The organism is Glutamicibacter sp. AOP5-A2-18 (assembly GCF_052446055.1).
Taxonomy (GTDB): domain Bacteria; phylum Actinomycetota; class Actinomycetes; order Actinomycetales; family Micrococcaceae; genus Glutamicibacter.
Genome location: NZ_JBQSVW010000001.1, coordinates 117,216 through 135,289 on the forward strand (window position 1 = coordinate 117,216; position 18,074 = coordinate 135,289).

An 18,074-nucleotide genomic window follows, 5' to 3' on the forward strand; every position below is an offset into this window, starting at 1 on the left:
CCCGTTTTGTAAAGGCTCTAGCCATGACTACCAATGCTTTGACAAGCAAGTCATCGACTTCAGGCCGCCTAGGCGACAAGATCTTCTCCGGTGCAGCCCTGGCCGCCGGTGTACTGATCCTAATCACGCTCTTTGCGGTCGCAGTCTTCTTGCTGATCCAAGCCCTGCCGACGTTCTTTGCCGATCCGGCAGAGGTTTCCGGCGGTCAAGGATTCTTCGCTTATATCTGGCCGATTGTTATCGGTACGGTCATCGCCGCGGCTATCGCCCTGGCGATAGCTACCCCAGTCGGTCTGGGTGTGGCACTGTTTATCTCGCACTTCGCTCCACGCAAGGTTGCTGGCCCGCTGGGCTACCTCATTGACCTGCTGGCAGCAATCCCCTCGGTGATCTACGGTGCTTGGGGCTACATGATCCTGGCACCAGCCTTGGTTCCCGGATTTGAATGGCTGGCCAAGAACCTCGGATTCATCCCGATCTTCGCCGGTCCTGCCTCGCAGACCGGTAAGACCATGCTCACCGCCGGCATTGTGCTGGCCGTGATGGTTCTGCCGATTATCACCTCGCTGACCCGAGAAATCTTCTTGCAGACTCCAAAGTTGCACGAAGAAGCCGCCCTGGCTTTGGGTGCCACCCGCTGGGAAATGATCACCACCGCCGTTCTTCCTTTCGCCCGCCCGGGCATTATCTCGGCGGTCATGCTGGGACTGGGACGAGCCTTGGGCGAGACCATGGCAGTGGCCCTGGTGCTTTCCACAGGCAACCTGATCCCTTCGCTGATCAAGACTGGAAACCAGACCATCGCCGCGGAAATCGCGTTGAACTTCCCTGAGGCCTTCGGCCTGCGACTCTCGGAGCTGATCGCTGCCGGCCTAGTACTGTTCCTGATCACCCTGGTTGTGAACATCTTCGCCCGTGGCATCATCGCCCGCCACAAGGAATTCTCGGGGGCTAACTAATGAGCGCTACAACCACTAACGCACGACATAGCAGCGGCAACAGCCCGGTTCCACCGGTACGCAAGCGCAATTCGCTGGCCAAGGGCAAGCTGCCTAAGTGGGCCATCTGGGCCATCGCAGCCGGTTCGATCATCATCGGCGCTGCAGCTTCAACCCTGACCGGTTTTAGCATTGCCGCCTTTGCGATCTACTCCGCCATCATCTTCTTAGTTGCCGCCTCGGTAATCACCACCGTGGTGGAAGGCAAGCGTCGCGGCACCAACGCGATGTGGACCTACCTGATCTACGCCGCATTTATCGTGGCACTGATCCCGCTGGCCTCGGTGCTCTACACGGTGCTGGAAAAGGGCCTGCCGGGCCTGAACGGTCACTTCCTGTTCACCTCGATGAATGGTGTTACCGGTGCAGTAGATAATCAGGGCGTGGAAAACGGCACACCAGTTGTCGGTGGCGCGTACCACGCAGTGATGGGCACCTTGCTGATCACCCTCTGGGCTACCTTGATTTCCGTACCAGTGGGCATGCTCACCGCGGTTTACCTGGTTGAATACGGTCAGGGCAAGACGCTATCCAAGGCGATTACCTTCTTCGTGGACGTAATGACCGGTATTCCTTCGATCGTCGCCGGCTTGTTCGCAGCAGCGTTCTTCGGCATGATCCTTGGCCCAAGCGCCCGAATGGGCATTGTTGCCGCGGTGGCTTTGAGCGTACTGATGATTCCAACAGTGGTTCGCTCCACCGAGGAAATGCTCAAGATTGTCCCGAACGAATTGCGCGAAGCTTCCTTCGCACTGGGTGTGCGCCGCTGGCGCACCATCTTGAAGGTAGTTGTCCCAACCGCGATCTCCGGCATCGCCTCCGGTGTCACCCTGGCAATCGCCCGCGTCATCGGCGAAACCGCACCAATCTTGGTCACCGCCGGCATCGCAAGCAACATCAACATGAACGTGTTTGCTAACTGGATGTCCACGTTGCCGACCTTCATTTACTACCAGATCATGAACCCGACCAGCCCAACCAACGTTGACCCATCGGTCCAGCGTGCCTGGGCAGCAGCCCTGCTGCTGATTCTGATGGTGATGGCACTGAACCTGATCGCCCGCCTGGTCGCTTCGATCTTCGCTCCCAAGAAGGGCCGTTGAGCTTAAGGCTCCGTCTCTGACCCACCCAAAGTTTTAAGGAAATATCATGGCAAAACGCATCGACGTCAACGATCTGAACGTCTACTACTCCAAGTTCCTGGCCGTTGAGGGCGTCTCGATCAACATCGAGCCAAAGTCCGTTACCGCCTTCATCGGCCCATCGGGTTGTGGCAAGTCCACCTTCCTGCGCACGCTGAACCGTATGCACGAAGTCATCCCCGGCGGCCGCGTTGAGGGTCAGGTACTGCTTGACGGCGACGACCTCTACGCACCCGGCGTTGATCCGGTCACCGTGCGCAGCCAGATCGGCATGGTCTTCCAGCGTCCGAACCCATTCCCAACTATGTCCATCAAGGACAATGTGCTCGCCGGCGTAAAGCTGAACGGCAACAAGATCTCCCGCTCGGATGCCGAGGACCTGGTTGAGAAGTCGCTACGTGGCGCCAACCTCTGGAACGAGGTTAAGGACCGTCTGGATAAGCCAGGTTCCGGTCTTTCCGGTGGTCAGCAGCAGCGTCTATGCATCGCCCGCACCATCGCGGTGAAGCCAGATGTGATCTTGATGGATGAGCCATGTTCGGCACTGGACCCGATCTCTACCTTGGCCATTGAGGATTTGATCAACGAGCTCAAGAACGACTTCACCGTAGTGATCGTGACTCACAATATGCAGCAGGCAGCCCGCGTGAGCGACAAGACCGCGTTCTTCAACATCGCAGGCACCGGCAAGCCGGGCAAGCTCATCGAGTTCAACGACACCACCGCCATCTTCTCTAACCCAGAGCAGAAGGCCACCGAAGATTACGTCTCCGGACGCTTCGGATAAAGATTTCGGATGCCGCCACTTTTTAGTAGGCGGTAGACGAACCGGAAGGGGGGTCTTCCGGGGATCCTGGAGGGGATCACCGCCAGCGGCGCACCATCAAGGGTGCGCCGCTGGTTTTTAAAATCTGAGGTAAAGCACCCTTGACTGTAAAGCGTCCTTGTCTGTAAAGTAACGTTTACACAGCGATGAAGGAGAGCGATAAAAATGAACGCAGAACTATCGTCCAAAACCAGATGGGGTCGTTCGCGATTTGGTGGAGGCGCAGCCCTGTTGATCGGCATCAGCCTTATCGCAGGTGCGGCCCTAGCTCTTGGAGCTGGTTTGCTCTTTGCCAAGCTGAACGCCCCACAGAACCCAGTTTTTGCCACACTGATTATGGCCGCGGCCTTGTGGCCGATACTGTCCGTCATTTTCTGGGTCTTGTTGGTTGACCGAAATACGGTTCGCGGATCCCTAAGAAATCCCGAGATCTCAATTGAAGGTCAATGGCATGACGAGGCTGTTGTCAAAGTGTTCCAAGACCTGATGATTATTTGCGGTCTCGGCGCAGCGGTATTTTCGTTTATCAACGTGCAGGCATCTGTAAGCCTGGTGCTCACCGGTGTTTTGCTACTCACCGGGGCAGATTTCATCCTGCGCTACTTCTTGATCAAGCGGGCGCAGAGCTAGTGCAGAGCAATCTCAGTGAATACCGCAAGGACCGCGGGATCTCCCAACAGGCGCTAGCCGACCTGCTGGGGGTCTCCAGGCAGACGATCATTTCCCTAGAAAAAGGGCGCTACGACCCGTCCTTGCCGCTGGCGTTTAAACTCGCCGCACAGTTCAACTGCCGTATCGAAGACCTATTTATCCCCGAGGATCTTTAGTGACCGGCAAATAGCGGGCGCACCGCCAGTGTGAAAATCGCGCCACCGAGGACACAAACCACCGGGGTTAATAGCCAGTGCCAGACCACGCGGTACACATTGCGCCAAGCCACCGATTCAAAAGACTGATTCCGGCCAGCGCCGATAATACCGCTGGTCACCGCCTGCGTTGTGGACAGCGGTAGGTGGACCAACAGGGAGCCAACAAAGAGCATGCCAGCAGCCACGCCCTGGGCAATCATGCCGCGCAACGGATCAAAGTGCACCAAGCGCCGGCCCAGGGTATAGGTAATCCTCCAGCCGCCCAGCAGCACGCCGAAGCTCAAGGCGGAAGCCGCCGTGAGCTGAATGGCCACGGTCAGTGGCCCAGGATTCATCATCTGGCCGGTGATGAGCACCAGACTCAACAGGGCGCCGGTGCGCTGGCCGTCCTGCAGTCCAAGACCCAGAGCCACCGCCCCCGCCGCAACCGCCTGTCCCGCTTTGGACCCTTCGTTGACGGAGCGCGATGTGTTGTGGCGCAAGAACCAGGTTGCCGGGAAAACTAAGAGGTAGGACAGGACATAGGCGATGATTGAGGCCAGCACCATCGGGATGATCACCGAGGACAGCAACAAGCCCCACACATTGCGAGTGGACTCATCGCCCATGATCGCCGAGGCACCACTGCCACCGGCTAAAGCGGAGAGTAATGCGTGCGTGGAACTAATCGGCAAACCGCGCCACCAACAATAAATGCCCCAGATGCCGGCGACGATCAGCCCGCTGATCAGCAGTTTTAACCCATCAACTCCCGAGGGCACGTTGATGTTCAGTTCCTGCACCAGGGTCACACTCAACCCCGAAGTTGCCATGGTGCCAATGAAGGCGAACACCGCCGCTAAAGACACCGCAATGGCCGGGCGCAACGCCCTGGTGCGCACCGAAGCTGCCACCGCGGTGGAGGCGTCACGCATGCCGTTGAGCACGGCGTAGGCCAGCGTCAGGACGACCGCCACAGCGGTGAGGACCGTAATGAGGGTCATGGGTTTTAGGATTCCTTGACCAGCACTCGACCGAGGTGGTCGGCGAACTGGCGCAGAGTGTTGACAGTGAGCATCAGCTGGTCGGCGACCTGCTGATGGCGGTGAATGGTGCCAGCCTTAGCAAAATTAGCGATCTCATCGCCCCACACAAGGTGGGTGCGTGCGGCACGTTTGGAGAACTGAAGCATCTGCATCCAGTGATCTTCCAAATCATCGAGGTTGTTCAGTCGTTGCACCGCATCGGAGGCCAACTCAGCAAGCTGGCCAATCAACTCCAACTGCTCCGAGGAACGCTCGGAGAGCGGGGTGGAACCCACGGTCATAATCAGTTCGCCGGTACCACGCAGGTGCTCCATGGTCTCGTGCAAGAAGCGCGAGAGTGCGTACATGTCCTCGCGTGGCAGCGGGCTGATGTAGCTCGTTCTTAAGTGGGTGAGCACAGCGTGCACCAAGTCCGAGGCCTCGGCTTCAGCATTTGCAAGGTTGCGCAATTGTTCCGTGCGCGTGCTAGGACTGCCGATCATTTCGGCCACACTAGCCACGGACCCCCGAATGGTGGTGGTCAGAGCACAAAGCAACTCAATGCCACGCGAGGCGGAGGGAAAGACCTGGAACTTCACTTTTTGGGCGCACCATTCAAATCGACAGCTTTTGGTACCAACGCAGAACAGTTTACGACGTGGAAGTTAACGCCGGGGGATTGAAGGTGTCGGACCGGGAACGCCTCTCGGCGGAAGGTCGCTCGAAGCGGCAGAATTTTGGAGCCCGGGGTTACCAGCGGCCCGACACCGTTACCTAGTTTTCTCGCCTTACGCCCCTGATGTCAACCGTAATAACCTGTGCGTGTAATTTCTCACGCTAACGACGCAGATTCTTTTCCGCACCGCTCAGGCATAACAGCGCGCAACAGAACCAGATGGCGCCTGCCGGACCGAGGCCAGCGGCCACAGAACTTGAAATAACCGGTAAAGCTACTTGTCCGAGCCGGTTTCCCATAAGCCGCACGGCCAGTGCAGACCCACGATCCACCGTGGGCACCAAGGTAGAAATCATGGTCATGGTCATCGGCTGACCCAGACCTAGGAAGAAGCCTCCAATGAGCAGCGCCAACCCAGAAACCCAGAGCACGTCGATGAACGTCGGAGCCAACGCGATGGAAACGCCGGAAATGTACAGGCTGGCGACCAACATTTGGCGTCGGTCAAAGTGCGCGGAGAGTTTCGGAATGAACAATCGTGACACCACTGAAGCGCAACCACGAATGGCCAAAAGCACACCAACTGCTGCCGGTGTGACGTCATGTTTCTCCGCAACCAGCGGTAGGAAGGCAGTCAAAATGTCCAACATAGACAGCAAGGTCAACGACGCAAACATATGCGAGATCATGCCCTTGATTTTCAGGATCGAACCGATGGACGCTGTGGAGCGTTCCGGGCGCGCAGAGGTGACCGACTTGGAGGTTCGAGGCTGCCAATTGGGAAGCAAGAACGGCACCGCAAGTAGCGCGCATCCCGCGCCGATCCACAATGACTGGCTAATATCGGCTATTCGCTGCGCCGAGTGGGCATCCGTGCCGGTGCCCAGCAGCAGGCCGCCAACTAGCGGGCCCAAAAATTGCCCGGCCGCGTACGCAGCAGTGAACCAGCCGAAGCCTTTATCCAAATCACTGTCCGGGAAAAAGCGGGCGATGGATGACTGCCCACCGATGGTGAACATCAAATGCCCCAAGCCCAACACTGCGCTGGACAGGGCCACGCTGAGCGCATTAGGCGACAGGTTAATGCCCACACCGCCCACGGCAATCAGTGCCACACCGGCCACCATGAGTAACCGGATGCGTCGGATTCGAGAGCTAACCCGGCCCAAAAGCATTGCCGTGAATAGCGGCAGAATTGCGTAAGCGGCCGTCACCGCACCAACGGTAAATGAGCCAGAGCCAAAGGAGATGAGTTTATAGGTGGTCACCGGGCGAATGAGGTTTAAAGCTGCCTGGGACAGCAGTCCGGTGGCAATCAGTATCACCAGCCAACGCATGATCCCCGAAGAGTTCGCTTTTGATCCAGCGACCACACGTACCTGCCTAAAATTACGGGACTAGTTCCTCATCCATCCTAGAACTCTGTACTGGCTTTTTAATCCAATGCATCTTGGCGCCACAGGCGGGCGCAGATTTCCAGATCGGCTGCGGTCCTGCTCAGCGCACGAGCCTGCTGTGTCAGCTTGCTGCCACGATCACTATTGGACAGGTCAGCGGCATCAGCGTGTTCTGTCATTCCCAGCACAAGGACTCGGCAATAGGCCGCGGTACGCTCCAACGCGTGGGCGAAATCTCCGTCAAATGCGCCGGATAGAATCGAGCCGGTCATGTTCTTCAGCTCTTCCGCGGTAGGAGGTTCGGCAACGCCGGCGACAATCCGTTCAACTTGGGCCCTATGCGCTCCTGCTTGGAAACGCGCCGAATGCACTTCTGGTTTACTCATGGTTGCCGCGCGAACTGCGTACAGACGCCATAGTGCGCCGGGCAGTGAATGAGCTGGTGCCTCACTCCACAGTTCTGCGAGCACCTCAAGACCCTCATTTTCGGCCACCGCAATCAGCCGGTTAGAAACCTCTGGGTCATTGTTGGCGATGCCACGGCGGACAAATGCTTGGGCTGAAAGATGAGCGGCTTCTGAAACGCGCGCCGGGTCGGCACCACCTTCGTAGGGCTCGAATTCTTCGGGGGAGAAGGGGCGTGGTTTGTGATGACGGTATCCGGCATCCTGAGCTACTTTTGATCCTGCGCGTGCACCTTTCATGGGCTCAAGAATACTCCCCGAACCTTGAGGGTTCGTTAACTGGTGTTGCAGCGCACAAGGTGCGGGATTTAGCCAAATATGCGGTTGTCCGACGCGCTAATACGGCCGATTAATACTCACGCGGTTACATCAGGTAGTATGGTTTTTGGCCTTGTGCCGTGCGCCTTTAGCTCAGCTGGTAGAGCACTGGACTTTTAATCCATTGGTCGCGGGTTCGATCCCCGCAGGGCGCACAACCAGAAGATCCCCTTCACCGATTCGGTGAAGGGGATCTTCGATTTTCGGCTCATTTTTTGCTTAGAGGACGCTTTGGGCGTACTCCCAAAGTTTCTCGGCGTGCTCAGGGTCAAGTGCGTGCGCAGCTACGCCGGCACCAGTGTCACTTGTCGCGATGGCTGCTTCCTGATTGTCTTCGAAGTAACGTCCGGTGACGCCCGCTAGGATCGGTGACGCCGCAAACAGAACATTCGTTGCCGCCCCTTGTTCCATTGTTTTGTAATGCGGCTGATCGATGCGGTTGCCTTCAGCGTCTGCCCCGCCCATTTTTTGCAATGTTTCCAAGTCGATGTGCCGCTGCAGATTGGTATTGATCCAGCCAGGCATGAGCGCGTTTGCGACGATACCGTCCTTCGCCCAGCGGTTCGCGATGCCAACTGCCAGCAGTACGCCTGCCGTTTTGGATTGGCCGTAGGCAACCCATGGATCGTAAGGTGTCTGCTCGAATTGGGGATCTTGATAGTTTAAGGGGTGATTCCGATGTGCACCTGAGCTGACGATGGTTACTCGCGCATCGCCTGCGGCACGCAGTGCGTCATCTAACCAAGTGGTCAATGTGAAGTGGCCTAGATAGTTGGTAGCTAGTTGTAGCTCCCAGCCGCCGGGCGCGCGTCGCAACTCAGGGATGGCCATGATTCCGGCGTTGGCTACCAATGAGTGCAGAGGTCCGTCCCAGGAATCAGTAAATTCGCGTACCGAGCCAAGATCTGCAAGGTCAAGCCGGGCCGCGTTAATCGTCCCGGGCCAGTTTTTGTCTTTTGCCTCTTGAATGATTGGTTGCAGTGCGGCTGGATTGCGGACGGCAGCGGTAACTTCGGCACCAGCCTTGGCAAGGGCGCGCACCGTTTGTGCTCCGATGCCGGAGGCTCCGCCAGTGACAATCATGCGTTTGCCATTAAGTGCGACCCCGTCCAGAATGTGATCTGCCGTTGCGCGAGGGGGAACTCGGTGGTGATTAGATTGGTCATTTGTGCTACTTTTGTGAACTTCTTCCACAATAGGCCCGCGAGAGATAGACTATCTATCGTTATGAGTCCAGAAAAACCTATAAATCATCCAGATTTGATCGATCCACTTGAGGACGTCCTCGCATTACTCAAGGCCCGTGGTGAGCGTACTTCGACCTTCACCGGCCGTGGGGCATGGGCGGTGCGATTTCCGGCTCCGGGCGGAGCCAAGTTCAATTCGGTTTTAGAAGGTTCCTGCACACTGGATACCGAAGGTTTGGCTCAGCCGCTGACCTTAAATACAGGTGATTCTTTCCTGCTTACCCGACCGCAAGAATTTGTCCTCTCCACTTCCGGTCAGGTTCCCGAACAGCAAGCTTCCTCGCTATTCCGGGCCACGGCCGGTCGTAGCGCAGAGGTTGGTGCCAGCGAGCAACCGGTGAGCGCAGTGCTAATCGGCGGGAGCTTCAGGTTTGACCGCAACGCGCATGAGCTGTTGCTGGATTCGCTTCCGCCGGTCATTCATTTACCGGCGCACGCTCCGGGTGCTGCGATGTCACAGTACTTATTGGGGAGGATTGGTCACGAATCATCTGACCAGCGTATTGGCGCCGGTGTTGTAGGCGCACACCTAGCAGTTGTCCTGTTGATCGATATCATTCGTCATTATCTGGCTCAGGATCCGCAAGGCACTGGCTGGCTCAATGGGCTCTCTGATCCAGTTGCGTCCGACGCATTGCGTTCCATACACAGCAACCCGTCAGCGCGTTGGACTGTTCAGCTTCTTGCTGATAAAGCGCATGTTTCCCGATCCACCTTGGCGGCCAGATTTAAAGCGGTTGTAGGGGTCGGTCCGCTTGAATATCTCACACGTTGGCGCGTTGAGATTGGAGCCCACCGTCTGACCTCTACAGATGAAACCATTGCCACTATCGCTGAAGAAGTTGGTTATGGTTCGGAAGCTGCCTTCGCCCTTGCTTTTAAGCGGGAGTTGGGCAGTCCTCCGGGAACTTACCGGCGAACCGCATTGCAAGGTTCAGAGCGTTTTTGATGATCGACCAAGGCGTAATAGCCGTGGCCAAATCCGCTACGGCAACAAATAAAAGATGGTGGGCATGCACCCATTCGGCGATGCCCTGCCTTCAGCAACCGATATCTGGACGCGGACCTTCCAAATATTCGAGTGACGACAGAGAAATGCCGAGTATTCTCAGAAAATCATGGAGCTGAAGAAGACAGCTTCTATGAATCGTTGGTTGAGGACAAGTCCTAGACGTAAGGCTCCAAGAACTTGATGATCCGTTCCATGACCAGCGCCCTGGCCGCAGGATCATGCGAAGGCAAGGAGCTGTCGGTAAACAGATGTTGGTTTCCCGGGTAGGTGAACAACTGCGCCACGTCTTTACCTTCACCTTCGGCGAAGTTTTGTGCCGATTCCAAGTCGCCTTCCATGGCGAAGAATGGATCTTCATCCATACCGTGGATCTGTACTGGAACATTTTCCGGCCATGGCCCGAAGCTCCAGTCGGCGTCCAGGTCTACGAAGGACTCAAGCAACACAGCTGCGACGGTTCCCGGGCGCTGTTGTGCGCACTGTTGGGCCAAGGCTGCACCCCACGAAGTGCCGATGTACACCAGCTCTTCGGGTAGCTTGCTGAAGAGCTTGTCCACGCGTTCTTGGATCTTGTCTTCGCTGAGCTTATTGGCCAGACGAATTCCGGACTCAAGGTCCTTGGGGAGTTTTCCTGCAAACAGATCCAGAGTATGAACCGTGTGCCCGGCCGCACGCAGTTCGCCCGCCATCGCTTGGACGCCGGGGGTTAGTCCTTGGACGTGGTGGAACAAAACAATGGTTGCCATGACAGTACTCCTAGAAGTCTCTAGCGTTCGTCGACGAGGTTATTAATACGTTGAGGTAAGTGCTCCAAAGCGAGATCCCAGCCAGGCATTTGGCTGTTGATTTCTACGCTGTAGCCTTCAACCAGCATGAATTCTGCACAGGTAAGGGCTTCTTGCCCTGATCCGGTTTCGTAAATGAACGCACGTTTGATATCAGTCCAGAGCAAGGTGGCGGACTGGTCGATGACCAGTCCGGTGTTTACTACTTCAACGGTGCGCTGGGGATATGACATGTTCCACTTGCTTTCGAGATCCGCGGCGGTGTGCTTTGCTCAAGTCTAAACCGGAAGCACACCGCCAGTTGGGGATCAAACCGGGTCGGGGTAGGACTTGCTCAGGTTTCCTTGTGCCGAGAGTTCAAGAAAATAGTCCAGCTTCAGCTGTGCCAGGAACTGCTGATCGTGGCTGACTACCAACAACGCTCCACGGTAGGTCTGCAAAGCTTCGGCTAGCTGTCGCACACTGTCGATATCCAGATTATTTGTCGGCTCGTCGAGTATGAGCATTTGCGCAGTGGGCTCAGCCAGTAAGAGCGTGGCTAGATAAACGCGGAAGCGCTCACCGCCTGAAAGTGTGCCCAGTGCCCGATCTGCGCTGGCACCACGCAACAGCAATCGGGCGAGCATATTGCGAATCTGCCCGCTATTTGCCGACGGCGCTACGGCAGCCACGTTGTCCATGGCGCTGAGCTGGTCATCAAGACCCACCAGCCGCTGCGGTAGATAGCCGACGCGCTCTAGGTGCAGCGTCCCGCTCAGTTGCTCTTCGGGCTTTGTGCCTGAAACTAATTGCCGCAACAAGGTGCTTTTGCCTGACCCGTTAGGCCCGATCAGCCCGACTCGTTCAGGACCCTGAATGATGTGCTGAGTTAGACCAGAAAGCACCGTAGCTACCTGCTTACCTGCGGGCAACTGTGGATCAGGCAGTTCAAGGTTAATATGTTCAACCTCTCTCACTTTTTGATCCGCGTCATCAACCTTTCCCTGAGCGCTCTCGACCTTTCCCTCCAGATTTGAGCGCATCTTTCCAGCATTCGCTTCGGACTTCTGACGCAGGCTATTGGCCAGAATCTTCGGTAATCCGCTGCCGAGTTGTTCGGCACGGCCTTTGCGTTTGGCGCGCGCCAGCTTGGTCTCAGCCTGCACGCGCTGACGCTTTTCCACCTTCAGGTGATTTTGAGCAGTTTTTGCCGCTTGCTGTGCGGCGAGCTGTTCAGTATCCAGCTGCTGAAGGTAAACGCTGTAGGGCCCGCCAAATACGCGCAGTTCCCCGGCGTACAGTTCCACGGTGTGCTCAATTAGCTCTAACAACGCCAGATCGTGGCTGACCACAATCAACGATCCTTTCCAAGAACGCACCAGATCATAGAGCAGCTCACGGGTGGGCGCATCAAGATTATTGGTTGGTTCATCAAGCAGAGTGGTCTCGTTTCCGGCAAGCTGTAGGCCCAGCACGGCCAGCAACATGGCTTCGCCACCGGAGAGTGAACCTACCTCACGTTCCAAACTCAGGTGCCCAAGGCCAAGTCGGTCCAACTCAGCTTCAATACGCGCTTCTACATCCCAGTTATCGCCCACCGCATCAAAGTCGGCCGGATCGACACTGCCAGCCTCAATGGCTCGCAGCGCAACAAGCGACTTGTCAACGCGAAGTAGCTGCGCCACAGTTGCGTTCTTTTCCGAGGTGATCGTTTGTGGCAGGTAGCCGATCTGGGCGTTAGCTTCAATTGATCCGCTGGTAGGCTTCAGCAGCCCGGCCATGAGCTTAAGCAGTGTCGATTTTCCGCTGCCATTTCTGCCGGTGAGTCCGACTCGTCCGGCCGGGAAGGTTCCTTCCAAGTTAGTTAAAGCGCGCTCGCCGGTAGGCCATTGGAAGCTGAGATTGTGCAGGGTTATTGGTGGAGTCAAAGACATATATTCCTCCCACAGATGGTGAAGAGGCTGCCGACTGGCGGAATCAAGAACTGGCTCAACCTATAGGGAGCTAGAAAGAAAGGGACACCGTAGCCGGTAGCCAAAATGAACGGGTCGCCCCGAATATGAGGGGCGCAAGATCATTGGCTAGCTTAGTAGGTATCCATGAAAACGAGTGTAACAGCAGATTGTTGTCTCGTCGTTAACGAACTTTCGGCCCGCATCCAGCAAAGGATGCGAGCCGAAAAGTAAGACTGTGAAGGGTTACTTCCAGGCGCGGTGTACCGCGACGATGCCGCCGGTCAGATTGCGGTATTCCACATTCTTCCAGTCAACGTTGATGAACTTGGCGCCCAGATCCTCCTGGTTTGGCCAAGCCGCGATGGACTCTGCCAGGTACGCGTAAGCGGTTGGGTTAGGCGAAACAATGTAGCCCAGCGCAGGGATCACGCGTGGCAAAAATTGCTGGTAGGCCACCTTGATTGGGGTAACCGTTGGGGTGGAGAACTCAGCGACGACGATGCGTCCGCCTGGCTTGGTCACGCGACGCAGCTCCGAGAGTGCCTTCTCGGTGTCGTCGATATTGCGCAGACCGTAGGAGATGGTCACCGCATCAAAGGTGTCATCTTCAAATGGAAGTTCGTGTGCGTCGCCGTAGACGAAGTCCAGCTGTGGGTAACGCTTGCGTCCTTCTTCGAGCATGCCGTTGGACATGTCGCAGGCGGTGACATTGGCGCCCGCTGCTGCCAACGGGACCGAAGAGGTGCCGGTGCCAGCTGCTAGGTCGAGGATGCGCTCGCCGGGCTTTGGGGCAATAGCCTCGGTGGTGATCTTGCGCCAGTAGTTCACAATGCCACCGGTCATCAAGGTATTGAGCAAGTCGTAGCGTGGAGCCAGCTTGTCGAACATGTCCTGAACCTGATCGGCCTTCTTATCCAGGCCCGCGCGCGCGTTGTGAGAACTCATGAAGCTAAGTCTTTCATATTTGCGCGCGAGCGAAGACAGGATGTGGGGCGAATCGCCATCTAGAGAATTGATTCGAGCCGGGCGTAGCTGGCTTCCATTCCCTCTGTCATTCCGGTGGCGAGCACCATGTCGCGGGTTTGCGCGTCGGGATAGGTAATGAGCGCGGTGAGCAGGGTTCCGCCGTCATTTGGTGTCAGTGTCAGCTCGTTCACCGTGGCTGGGTAGTCCGTGTCGATCATCTGCTCGGTGGTCTGTTCATAGGACTGCGGCAAGGATTCCAGCACGGCGCCGGTGAACCCGAACCCGGAACCCGCATCAGCAGAAATCGGCTCCCACCAGTATCGGTAGGTCTCGCCTGTTTCCTGCGCCGTTGCACATTCAGTCATCTGCCATCCGTCGGGGCCGAGCATCCAGCGCTTTATGAGCTGCTCGTCATGGTGAGCCCGCCAAACTTGCGCGACTGACCCGCGAATCAGGCGGGTGATGCGTACCTGGGTATCAGAGAGAATCTGTGCATCGGTACTGAAATTTTCGGCGTAGTCACGCAGGTCGATGAGGACCTGTTCGATCTGGCTCATCGCCGAACGGGTGCCATCGATCATGCCCATGGCCACCACCTGTTCTAGTTCCTCGACGGAGTCAAAAACCGCGGTAATGCTCAGTTTTGATCCTTCGGGTGTCGGGTCGAAAGTGAAGACCATGCGGCTGAGTGGCAAATCGGTATTCGGAGTCCCCTCTGCATGCGCAAAGCCGTCACTAACTTCGAAGAACTTGTGCTCGACGATTTCGTTCCAGATCCAATAACCGTGAAATTCTTCTCCCTCGGGCGTGGTCATGTGGTAATTCGAACGACCGCCAACAATGGCATCATGTCGGGTGAAAGTTGCCGGGCATTCAACCGGACCCCAGAACTTTTCAAGCTGCCGGGCATCAAGGTAGGCATCCCAAAGGCGGGATACCTTGACCGGAAATTCTGCATGGACGGTCAGCGAGAGTGTTTCCGGATCTTTGACAACGGATGTGACGGGCATGGGAATGCTCCTTATTTGTCCCCATCGGCGAGCAAATCATCGAGCCTGCTGATGCGCTGGCGCCAGATGCCTTCGAGGGAAGAAAGTAGTTCTTGTGCGTGCCGGATGGTGTCCGGCTGTCCGCGAACTATGCGTTCGCGACCACGTGCGATTTTGATGACCAGACCAGCGGCTTCCAATGCGGCGACGTGTTTCTGAACGGCCGCAAACGACATGTCGTAGCTTGCGGCAAGTTCAGAAACGCTGACCTCGACGTGAAGGGTCCGCCGTACGATATCTCTTCGTGTGGCGTCTGCCAAGGCGCGGAAGACCTTGTTCGTCTGTTCTTCGCTCAACTCATATACAACCATTTGGTTGTATATTACTCTCGCGCAGAGGGTAGAGTAAAGAAATCGGTAAAAATAAAAGAAAGATAGTGTACTTGTCGACTATAAATTGGGCTCAATGTAGGTGACTTGTCGAACCGAATGCTCTGGCGGGGCTTGATATCTCTTCTCAAGCTTCCGCTATTGACCTAGTCTGGTTGGAAATGCAAAGAACCAACTTTTTAATGGGGTGAAGGGGGAGTATGGGCACGTCTGCTATCGACTGGTCCAACGCAACTCGCCGCGCACAAAAAGCCCGCGAGCTACTCTCCACACAAGAAGCGGCTCTAGGTGAGCTTCCATTGCGCACAGATGTTCGCGAATCCTGGAAACGGTCACTGGCCCAAACGGGTTCGCTCCAAGGCCCACCGGTTTTGAGCGACGACCGGCTGCGCCTTGCCCGTGAACGCAGTGAACTTCAGCGGATCTGGCCTGTTTTTGAAAAGCTCCTTGTTCCTGCCGCGACCGACGCCAATCTTTTGGTCGCGCTGGCGGATGCCGGAGGAACGTTGTTGTGGGTGGCGGGTAGTAACAGCTCCATGAGCCAAGCCGAGCACGTAGGTTTTATGGCCGGTGCCGACTGGGCCGAAAAGTCGGTCGGCACCTCCGCGCCTGGCATGGCGTTGGCCACCGGGGAAGGATCTCAAGTTTCCGGTGCGGAGCATCTTTACGAGCAAGCCCAGCAATACAGCTGTTCGGCGGTTCCCATTCGCAACCCGCGCACCGGACAGGTGATAGGCGCGATTGATCTGACCGGTGGGCCGGATGCGATCGCCATGCACTCTATGCCGCTATTGCAGGCCTCCGTGATGGCTGCAGAAACTCAGCTGCTACTTCCTGGCGCAGGTGTGGTGGCTGACCCGGATTACCTTGATTTGGGTCAACCCGATGGTGCTCACCTTGGATCGCACCCAATTTCTTTGAGGCATGCCGAGATCTTGACTCTTTTGGCTCAACATCGTGATGGGCTCTCCAGCGCACAGCTGGTTGACGAGCTGTTTGAAAGGCCGGATTCCGCAGCCGAAGGCACCGTCCGTGCGGAAATGGTGCGACTGCGCAAAGTCTTAGCTGGATTCCCGGGGCGTTCCTTGAATTCTCGCCCGTACCGTTTGCAGTGGGAACTGCAAACTACCCTCGGACGACTGCGTCGAGCGCTGGAAAATGGCGACATCGAATCCGCGCTGCAACTCTACTCGCCGGGCATGCTTGAGCGCTCGCAAGCTCCCGGCATTTTGGTACTGCGCTACCGTGCTGAGGCCGCGCTGCGTGAATTGGTGATGGACCGCGGTACCGCGCAACAGCTACTGAACCTCGGTCGCCAGCTCACCGATTCAAACCTTTTGCGCGCGGCCCTGCGTGAACTTCCGGCCACCTCTCCGGCCCGTTCGCTGATCGTTGCGGAGATCCAAGAACTCGAAGTCTAAAACTGTCGGTGCGTTGCAACCTACCTGCAACGTTTATGTGACTAGAGTCACACTCAAGGCACTGCGGGGAAAACTCGCGGCATCAGTCACTGACAAAGGAGTCACCATGAGTGTTTATGCAAACCCGAACACCGACGGCGCGCTGGTCAATTTTAAAGAGCGCTACGAAAACTACATTGGTGGGCAGTGGGTCGCCCCAGTTAAGGGCATGTACTTCGAAAATGTCACCCCGGTCACCGGCAAGGTCTTCTGCGAAGTTGCCCGTTCCACCGCCGAAGACATCGAAGTGGCACTGGATGCAGCACATGCCGCAGCTCCGGCCTGGGGCAAAACCAGCCCAGCCGAACGTGCGGTCATCCTGAACAAGATTGCCGACCGCATCGAAGGGAACCTTGAGATGCTGGCCGTGGCCGAAACTTGGGATAACGGCAAGGCTATCCGCGAATGCCTGAATGCCGACCTGCCGCTGGCTGTAGACCACTTCCGCTACTTCGCCGGAGCCATTCGCGCTCAAGAAGGCAGCTTGTCCCAGCTTGATGATGACACCACCGCCTATCACTATCATGAACCGCTAGGCGTGGTTGGGCAGATCATCCCTTGGAACTTCCCCATCCTGATGGCCGTGTGGAAACTGGCCCCAGCCCTCGCTGCCGGCAACGCGATTGTGCTCAAGCCAGCCGAGCAGACCCCGGTCTCCATTTTGGTGATGATGGAATTGATCGGTGACCTACTGCCAGCAGGTGTGCTGAACATCGTTAACGGTTTTGGTGTGGAAGCCGGCAAGCCGCTGGCCAGCAATAAGCGCATCCGCAAGATCGCGTTCACCGGTGAAACCACCACGGGCCGACTGATCATGCAGTACGCCTCCGAGAACCTGATCCCGGTCACCCTTGAGCTGGGCGGCAAGTCACCAAACATCTTCTTTGAGGACATCGCCGCGAAGGACGACGCGTTCTACGACAAGGCCCAAGAGGGCTTCACCCTCTTTGCGCTAAACCAGGGTGAAGTCTGCACCTGCCCATCGCGTGCGCTGATTCAGGAAAGCATCTACGACCGCTTTATGGGCGATGTGGTGGCCCGAACCAAGGCCATCAAGCAGGGCAACCCGCTGGATACCGACGTGATGATGGGTGCCCAAGCCTCCAATGACCAGCTGGAAAAGATCCTGTCCTACATGGACATTGGTAAGGCCGAAGGTGCCAAGGTACTGCTCGGCGGTGGCCGCGCAGACCTGGGTGGGGAGCTCTCCGGTGGCTTCTACGTGCAGCCGACCATCTTTGAAGGCACCAATGACATGCGCATCTTCCAGGAGGAGATCTTCGGGCCGGTGGTCGCGGTGACCAAGTTTAAGGACTACGACGATGCCATTAACATCGCCAACGACACCCTCTACGGCTTGGGTTCCGGTGTTTGGAGTCGTAACGGCAACGTCGCCTACCGTGCCGGACGCGCCATCCAGGCTGGCCGTGTATGGGTCAACCAGTATCACGCCTACCCGGCCCACTCGGCCTTCGGCGGTTACAAGTCTTCGGGCATCGGACGTGAGAATCACCTGATGATGCTTGATCACTACCAGCAGACCAAGAACCTGCTGGTCTCCTACTCGGAAGATAAACTCGGCTTCTTCTAAACCGAAA

The 18,074-nt window shown here is 56.9% G+C and carries 19 protein-coding genes and 1 tRNA gene; 9 read left to right on the plus strand and 11 right to left on the minus strand.

Going from position 1 to position 18,074, the window contains the following annotated elements:
- The first annotated feature begins 23 nt into the window (after positions 1-23).
- The 5 genes from pstC (at position 24) to ACT3RW_RS00580 (ending at position 3,793) form a co-directional block, all read left to right on the plus strand.
- Positions 24-959 (plus strand): phosphate ABC transporter permease subunit PstC, encoded by a 936-nt coding sequence (gene pstC, locus ACT3RW_RS00560; protein WP_131090736.1) that lies wholly within the window; start codon positions 24-26, stop codon positions 957-959.
- The gene (gene pstA / locus ACT3RW_RS00565) at positions 959-2,101 is read left to right on the plus strand and encodes a phosphate ABC transporter permease PstA (protein ID WP_444612471.1); all 1,143 of its coding nucleotides are present in this window, start codon (positions 959-961) and stop codon (positions 2,099-2,101) included. The genes pstC and pstA overlap by 1 nt, the downstream gene beginning before the upstream one ends.
- A 46-nt stretch (positions 2,102-2,147) precedes the next feature.
- Positions 2,148-2,927 (plus strand): phosphate ABC transporter ATP-binding protein PstB, encoded by a 780-nt coding sequence (gene pstB, locus ACT3RW_RS00570; RefSeq protein WP_262198759.1) that lies wholly within the window; start codon positions 2,148-2,150, stop codon positions 2,925-2,927.
- Between the two features lie 204 nt (positions 2,928-3,131).
- A complete protein-coding gene (locus tag ACT3RW_RS00575) occupies positions 3,132-3,596 on the plus strand; it encodes a hypothetical protein (RefSeq protein ID WP_262198757.1) in 465 nt (154 codons plus the stop codon).
- The gene (locus tag ACT3RW_RS00580; protein ID WP_131090732.1) at positions 3,596-3,793 is read left to right on the plus strand and encodes a helix-turn-helix transcriptional regulator; all 198 of its coding nucleotides are present in this window, start codon (positions 3,596-3,598) and stop codon (positions 3,791-3,793) included. Before ACT3RW_RS00575 ends, ACT3RW_RS00580 begins: the two co-directional genes overlap by 1 nt.
- Here the strand turns inward: ACT3RW_RS00580 and ACT3RW_RS00585 are convergent.
- From ACT3RW_RS00585 to ACT3RW_RS00600, 4 genes are all read right to left on the minus strand, one after another.
- Positions 3,790-4,818 (minus strand): anion permease, encoded by a 1,029-nt coding sequence (locus ACT3RW_RS00585; RefSeq protein ID WP_444612472.1) that lies wholly within the window; start codon positions 4,816-4,818, stop codon positions 3,790-3,792. The two genes, ACT3RW_RS00580 and ACT3RW_RS00585, sit on opposite strands and share 4 nt — an antisense overlap.
- 5 nt (positions 4,819-4,823) lie before the next feature.
- A complete protein-coding gene (locus ACT3RW_RS00590) occupies positions 4,824-5,438 on the minus strand; it encodes a hypothetical protein (RefSeq protein ID WP_444612473.1) in 615 nt (204 codons plus the stop codon).
- 238 nt (positions 5,439-5,676) lie between these two features.
- On the minus strand, positions 5,677-6,888 hold the full coding sequence (locus ACT3RW_RS00595; protein ID WP_242632631.1) for an MFS transporter: 1,212 nt from the start codon (positions 6,886-6,888) through the stop codon (positions 5,677-5,679).
- Between the two features lie 62 nt (positions 6,889-6,950).
- A complete protein-coding gene (locus tag ACT3RW_RS00600) occupies positions 6,951-7,616 on the minus strand; it encodes a hypothetical protein (protein WP_131090729.1) in 666 nt (221 codons plus the stop codon).
- A gap of 160 nt (positions 7,617-7,776) precedes the next feature.
- Between ACT3RW_RS00600 and ACT3RW_RS00605 the strand changes: the two genes are divergently transcribed.
- A tRNA-Lys gene (locus ACT3RW_RS00605) sits at positions 7,777-7,849 on the plus strand.
- Between the two features lie 64 nt (positions 7,850-7,913).
- On the opposite strand, the gene ACT3RW_RS00610 is transcribed toward ACT3RW_RS00605, so the two are convergent.
- The gene (locus tag ACT3RW_RS00610; protein ID WP_444612474.1) at positions 7,914-8,777 is read right to left on the minus strand and encodes an SDR family NAD(P)-dependent oxidoreductase; all 864 of its coding nucleotides are present in this window, start codon (positions 8,775-8,777) and stop codon (positions 7,914-7,916) included.
- A gap of 144 nt (positions 8,778-8,921) precedes the next feature.
- Between ACT3RW_RS00610 and ACT3RW_RS00615 the strand changes: the two genes are divergently transcribed.
- Complete coding sequence (locus ACT3RW_RS00615) at positions 8,922-9,890, plus strand: AraC family transcriptional regulator (RefSeq protein WP_131090728.1); 969 nt, start codon at positions 8,922-8,924, stop codon at positions 9,888-9,890.
- Positions 9,891-10,108: 218 nt separating this feature from the next.
- Here the strand turns inward: ACT3RW_RS00615 and ACT3RW_RS00620 are convergent, their stop codons facing one another.
- From ACT3RW_RS00620 to ACT3RW_RS00645, 6 genes are all read right to left on the minus strand, one after another.
- Complete coding sequence (locus ACT3RW_RS00620; RefSeq protein ID WP_131090727.1) at positions 10,109-10,699, minus strand: dienelactone hydrolase family protein; 591 nt, start codon at positions 10,697-10,699, stop codon at positions 10,109-10,111.
- Positions 10,700-10,719: 20 nt separating this feature from the next.
- The gene (locus tag ACT3RW_RS00625) at positions 10,720-10,971 is read right to left on the minus strand and encodes a hypothetical protein (protein WP_131090726.1); all 252 of its coding nucleotides are present in this window, start codon (positions 10,969-10,971) and stop codon (positions 10,720-10,722) included.
- A 75-nt stretch (positions 10,972-11,046) separates the two neighbouring features.
- Positions 11,047-12,651, minus strand: a complete 1,605-nt coding sequence (locus ACT3RW_RS00630; protein WP_444612475.1) for an ABC-F family ATP-binding cassette domain-containing protein — start codon at positions 12,649-12,651, stop codon at positions 11,047-11,049.
- 264 nt (positions 12,652-12,915) lie between these two features.
- Entirely contained in the window at positions 12,916-13,617 is a 702-nt protein-coding gene (locus tag ACT3RW_RS00635; RefSeq protein ID WP_131090724.1) for a class I SAM-dependent methyltransferase, read from the minus strand.
- A 59-nt stretch (positions 13,618-13,676) separates the two neighbouring features.
- Entirely contained in the window at positions 13,677-14,648 is a 972-nt protein-coding gene (locus tag ACT3RW_RS00640) for an SRPBCC family protein (RefSeq protein WP_444612476.1), read from the minus strand.
- Positions 14,649-14,659: 11 nt separating this feature from the next.
- Positions 14,660-14,998 (minus strand): ArsR/SmtB family transcription factor, encoded by a 339-nt coding sequence (locus ACT3RW_RS00645; RefSeq protein WP_131090722.1) that lies wholly within the window; start codon positions 14,996-14,998, stop codon positions 14,660-14,662.
- 218 nt (positions 14,999-15,216) lie between these two features.
- On the opposite strand from ACT3RW_RS00645, the gene ACT3RW_RS00650 reads away from it, so the two are divergent.
- Both ACT3RW_RS00650 and adh read left to right on the plus strand, forming a co-directional pair.
- Positions 15,217-16,437, plus strand: a complete 1,221-nt coding sequence (locus tag ACT3RW_RS00650) for a transcriptional regulator (protein WP_444612477.1) — start codon at positions 15,217-15,219, stop codon at positions 16,435-16,437.
- Between the two features lie 106 nt (positions 16,438-16,543).
- Positions 16,544-18,067 (plus strand): aldehyde dehydrogenase, encoded by a 1,524-nt coding sequence (gene adh, locus ACT3RW_RS00655; protein ID WP_131090720.1) that lies wholly within the window; start codon positions 16,544-16,546, stop codon positions 18,065-18,067.
- Positions 18,068-18,074 lie beyond the last annotated feature (7 nt).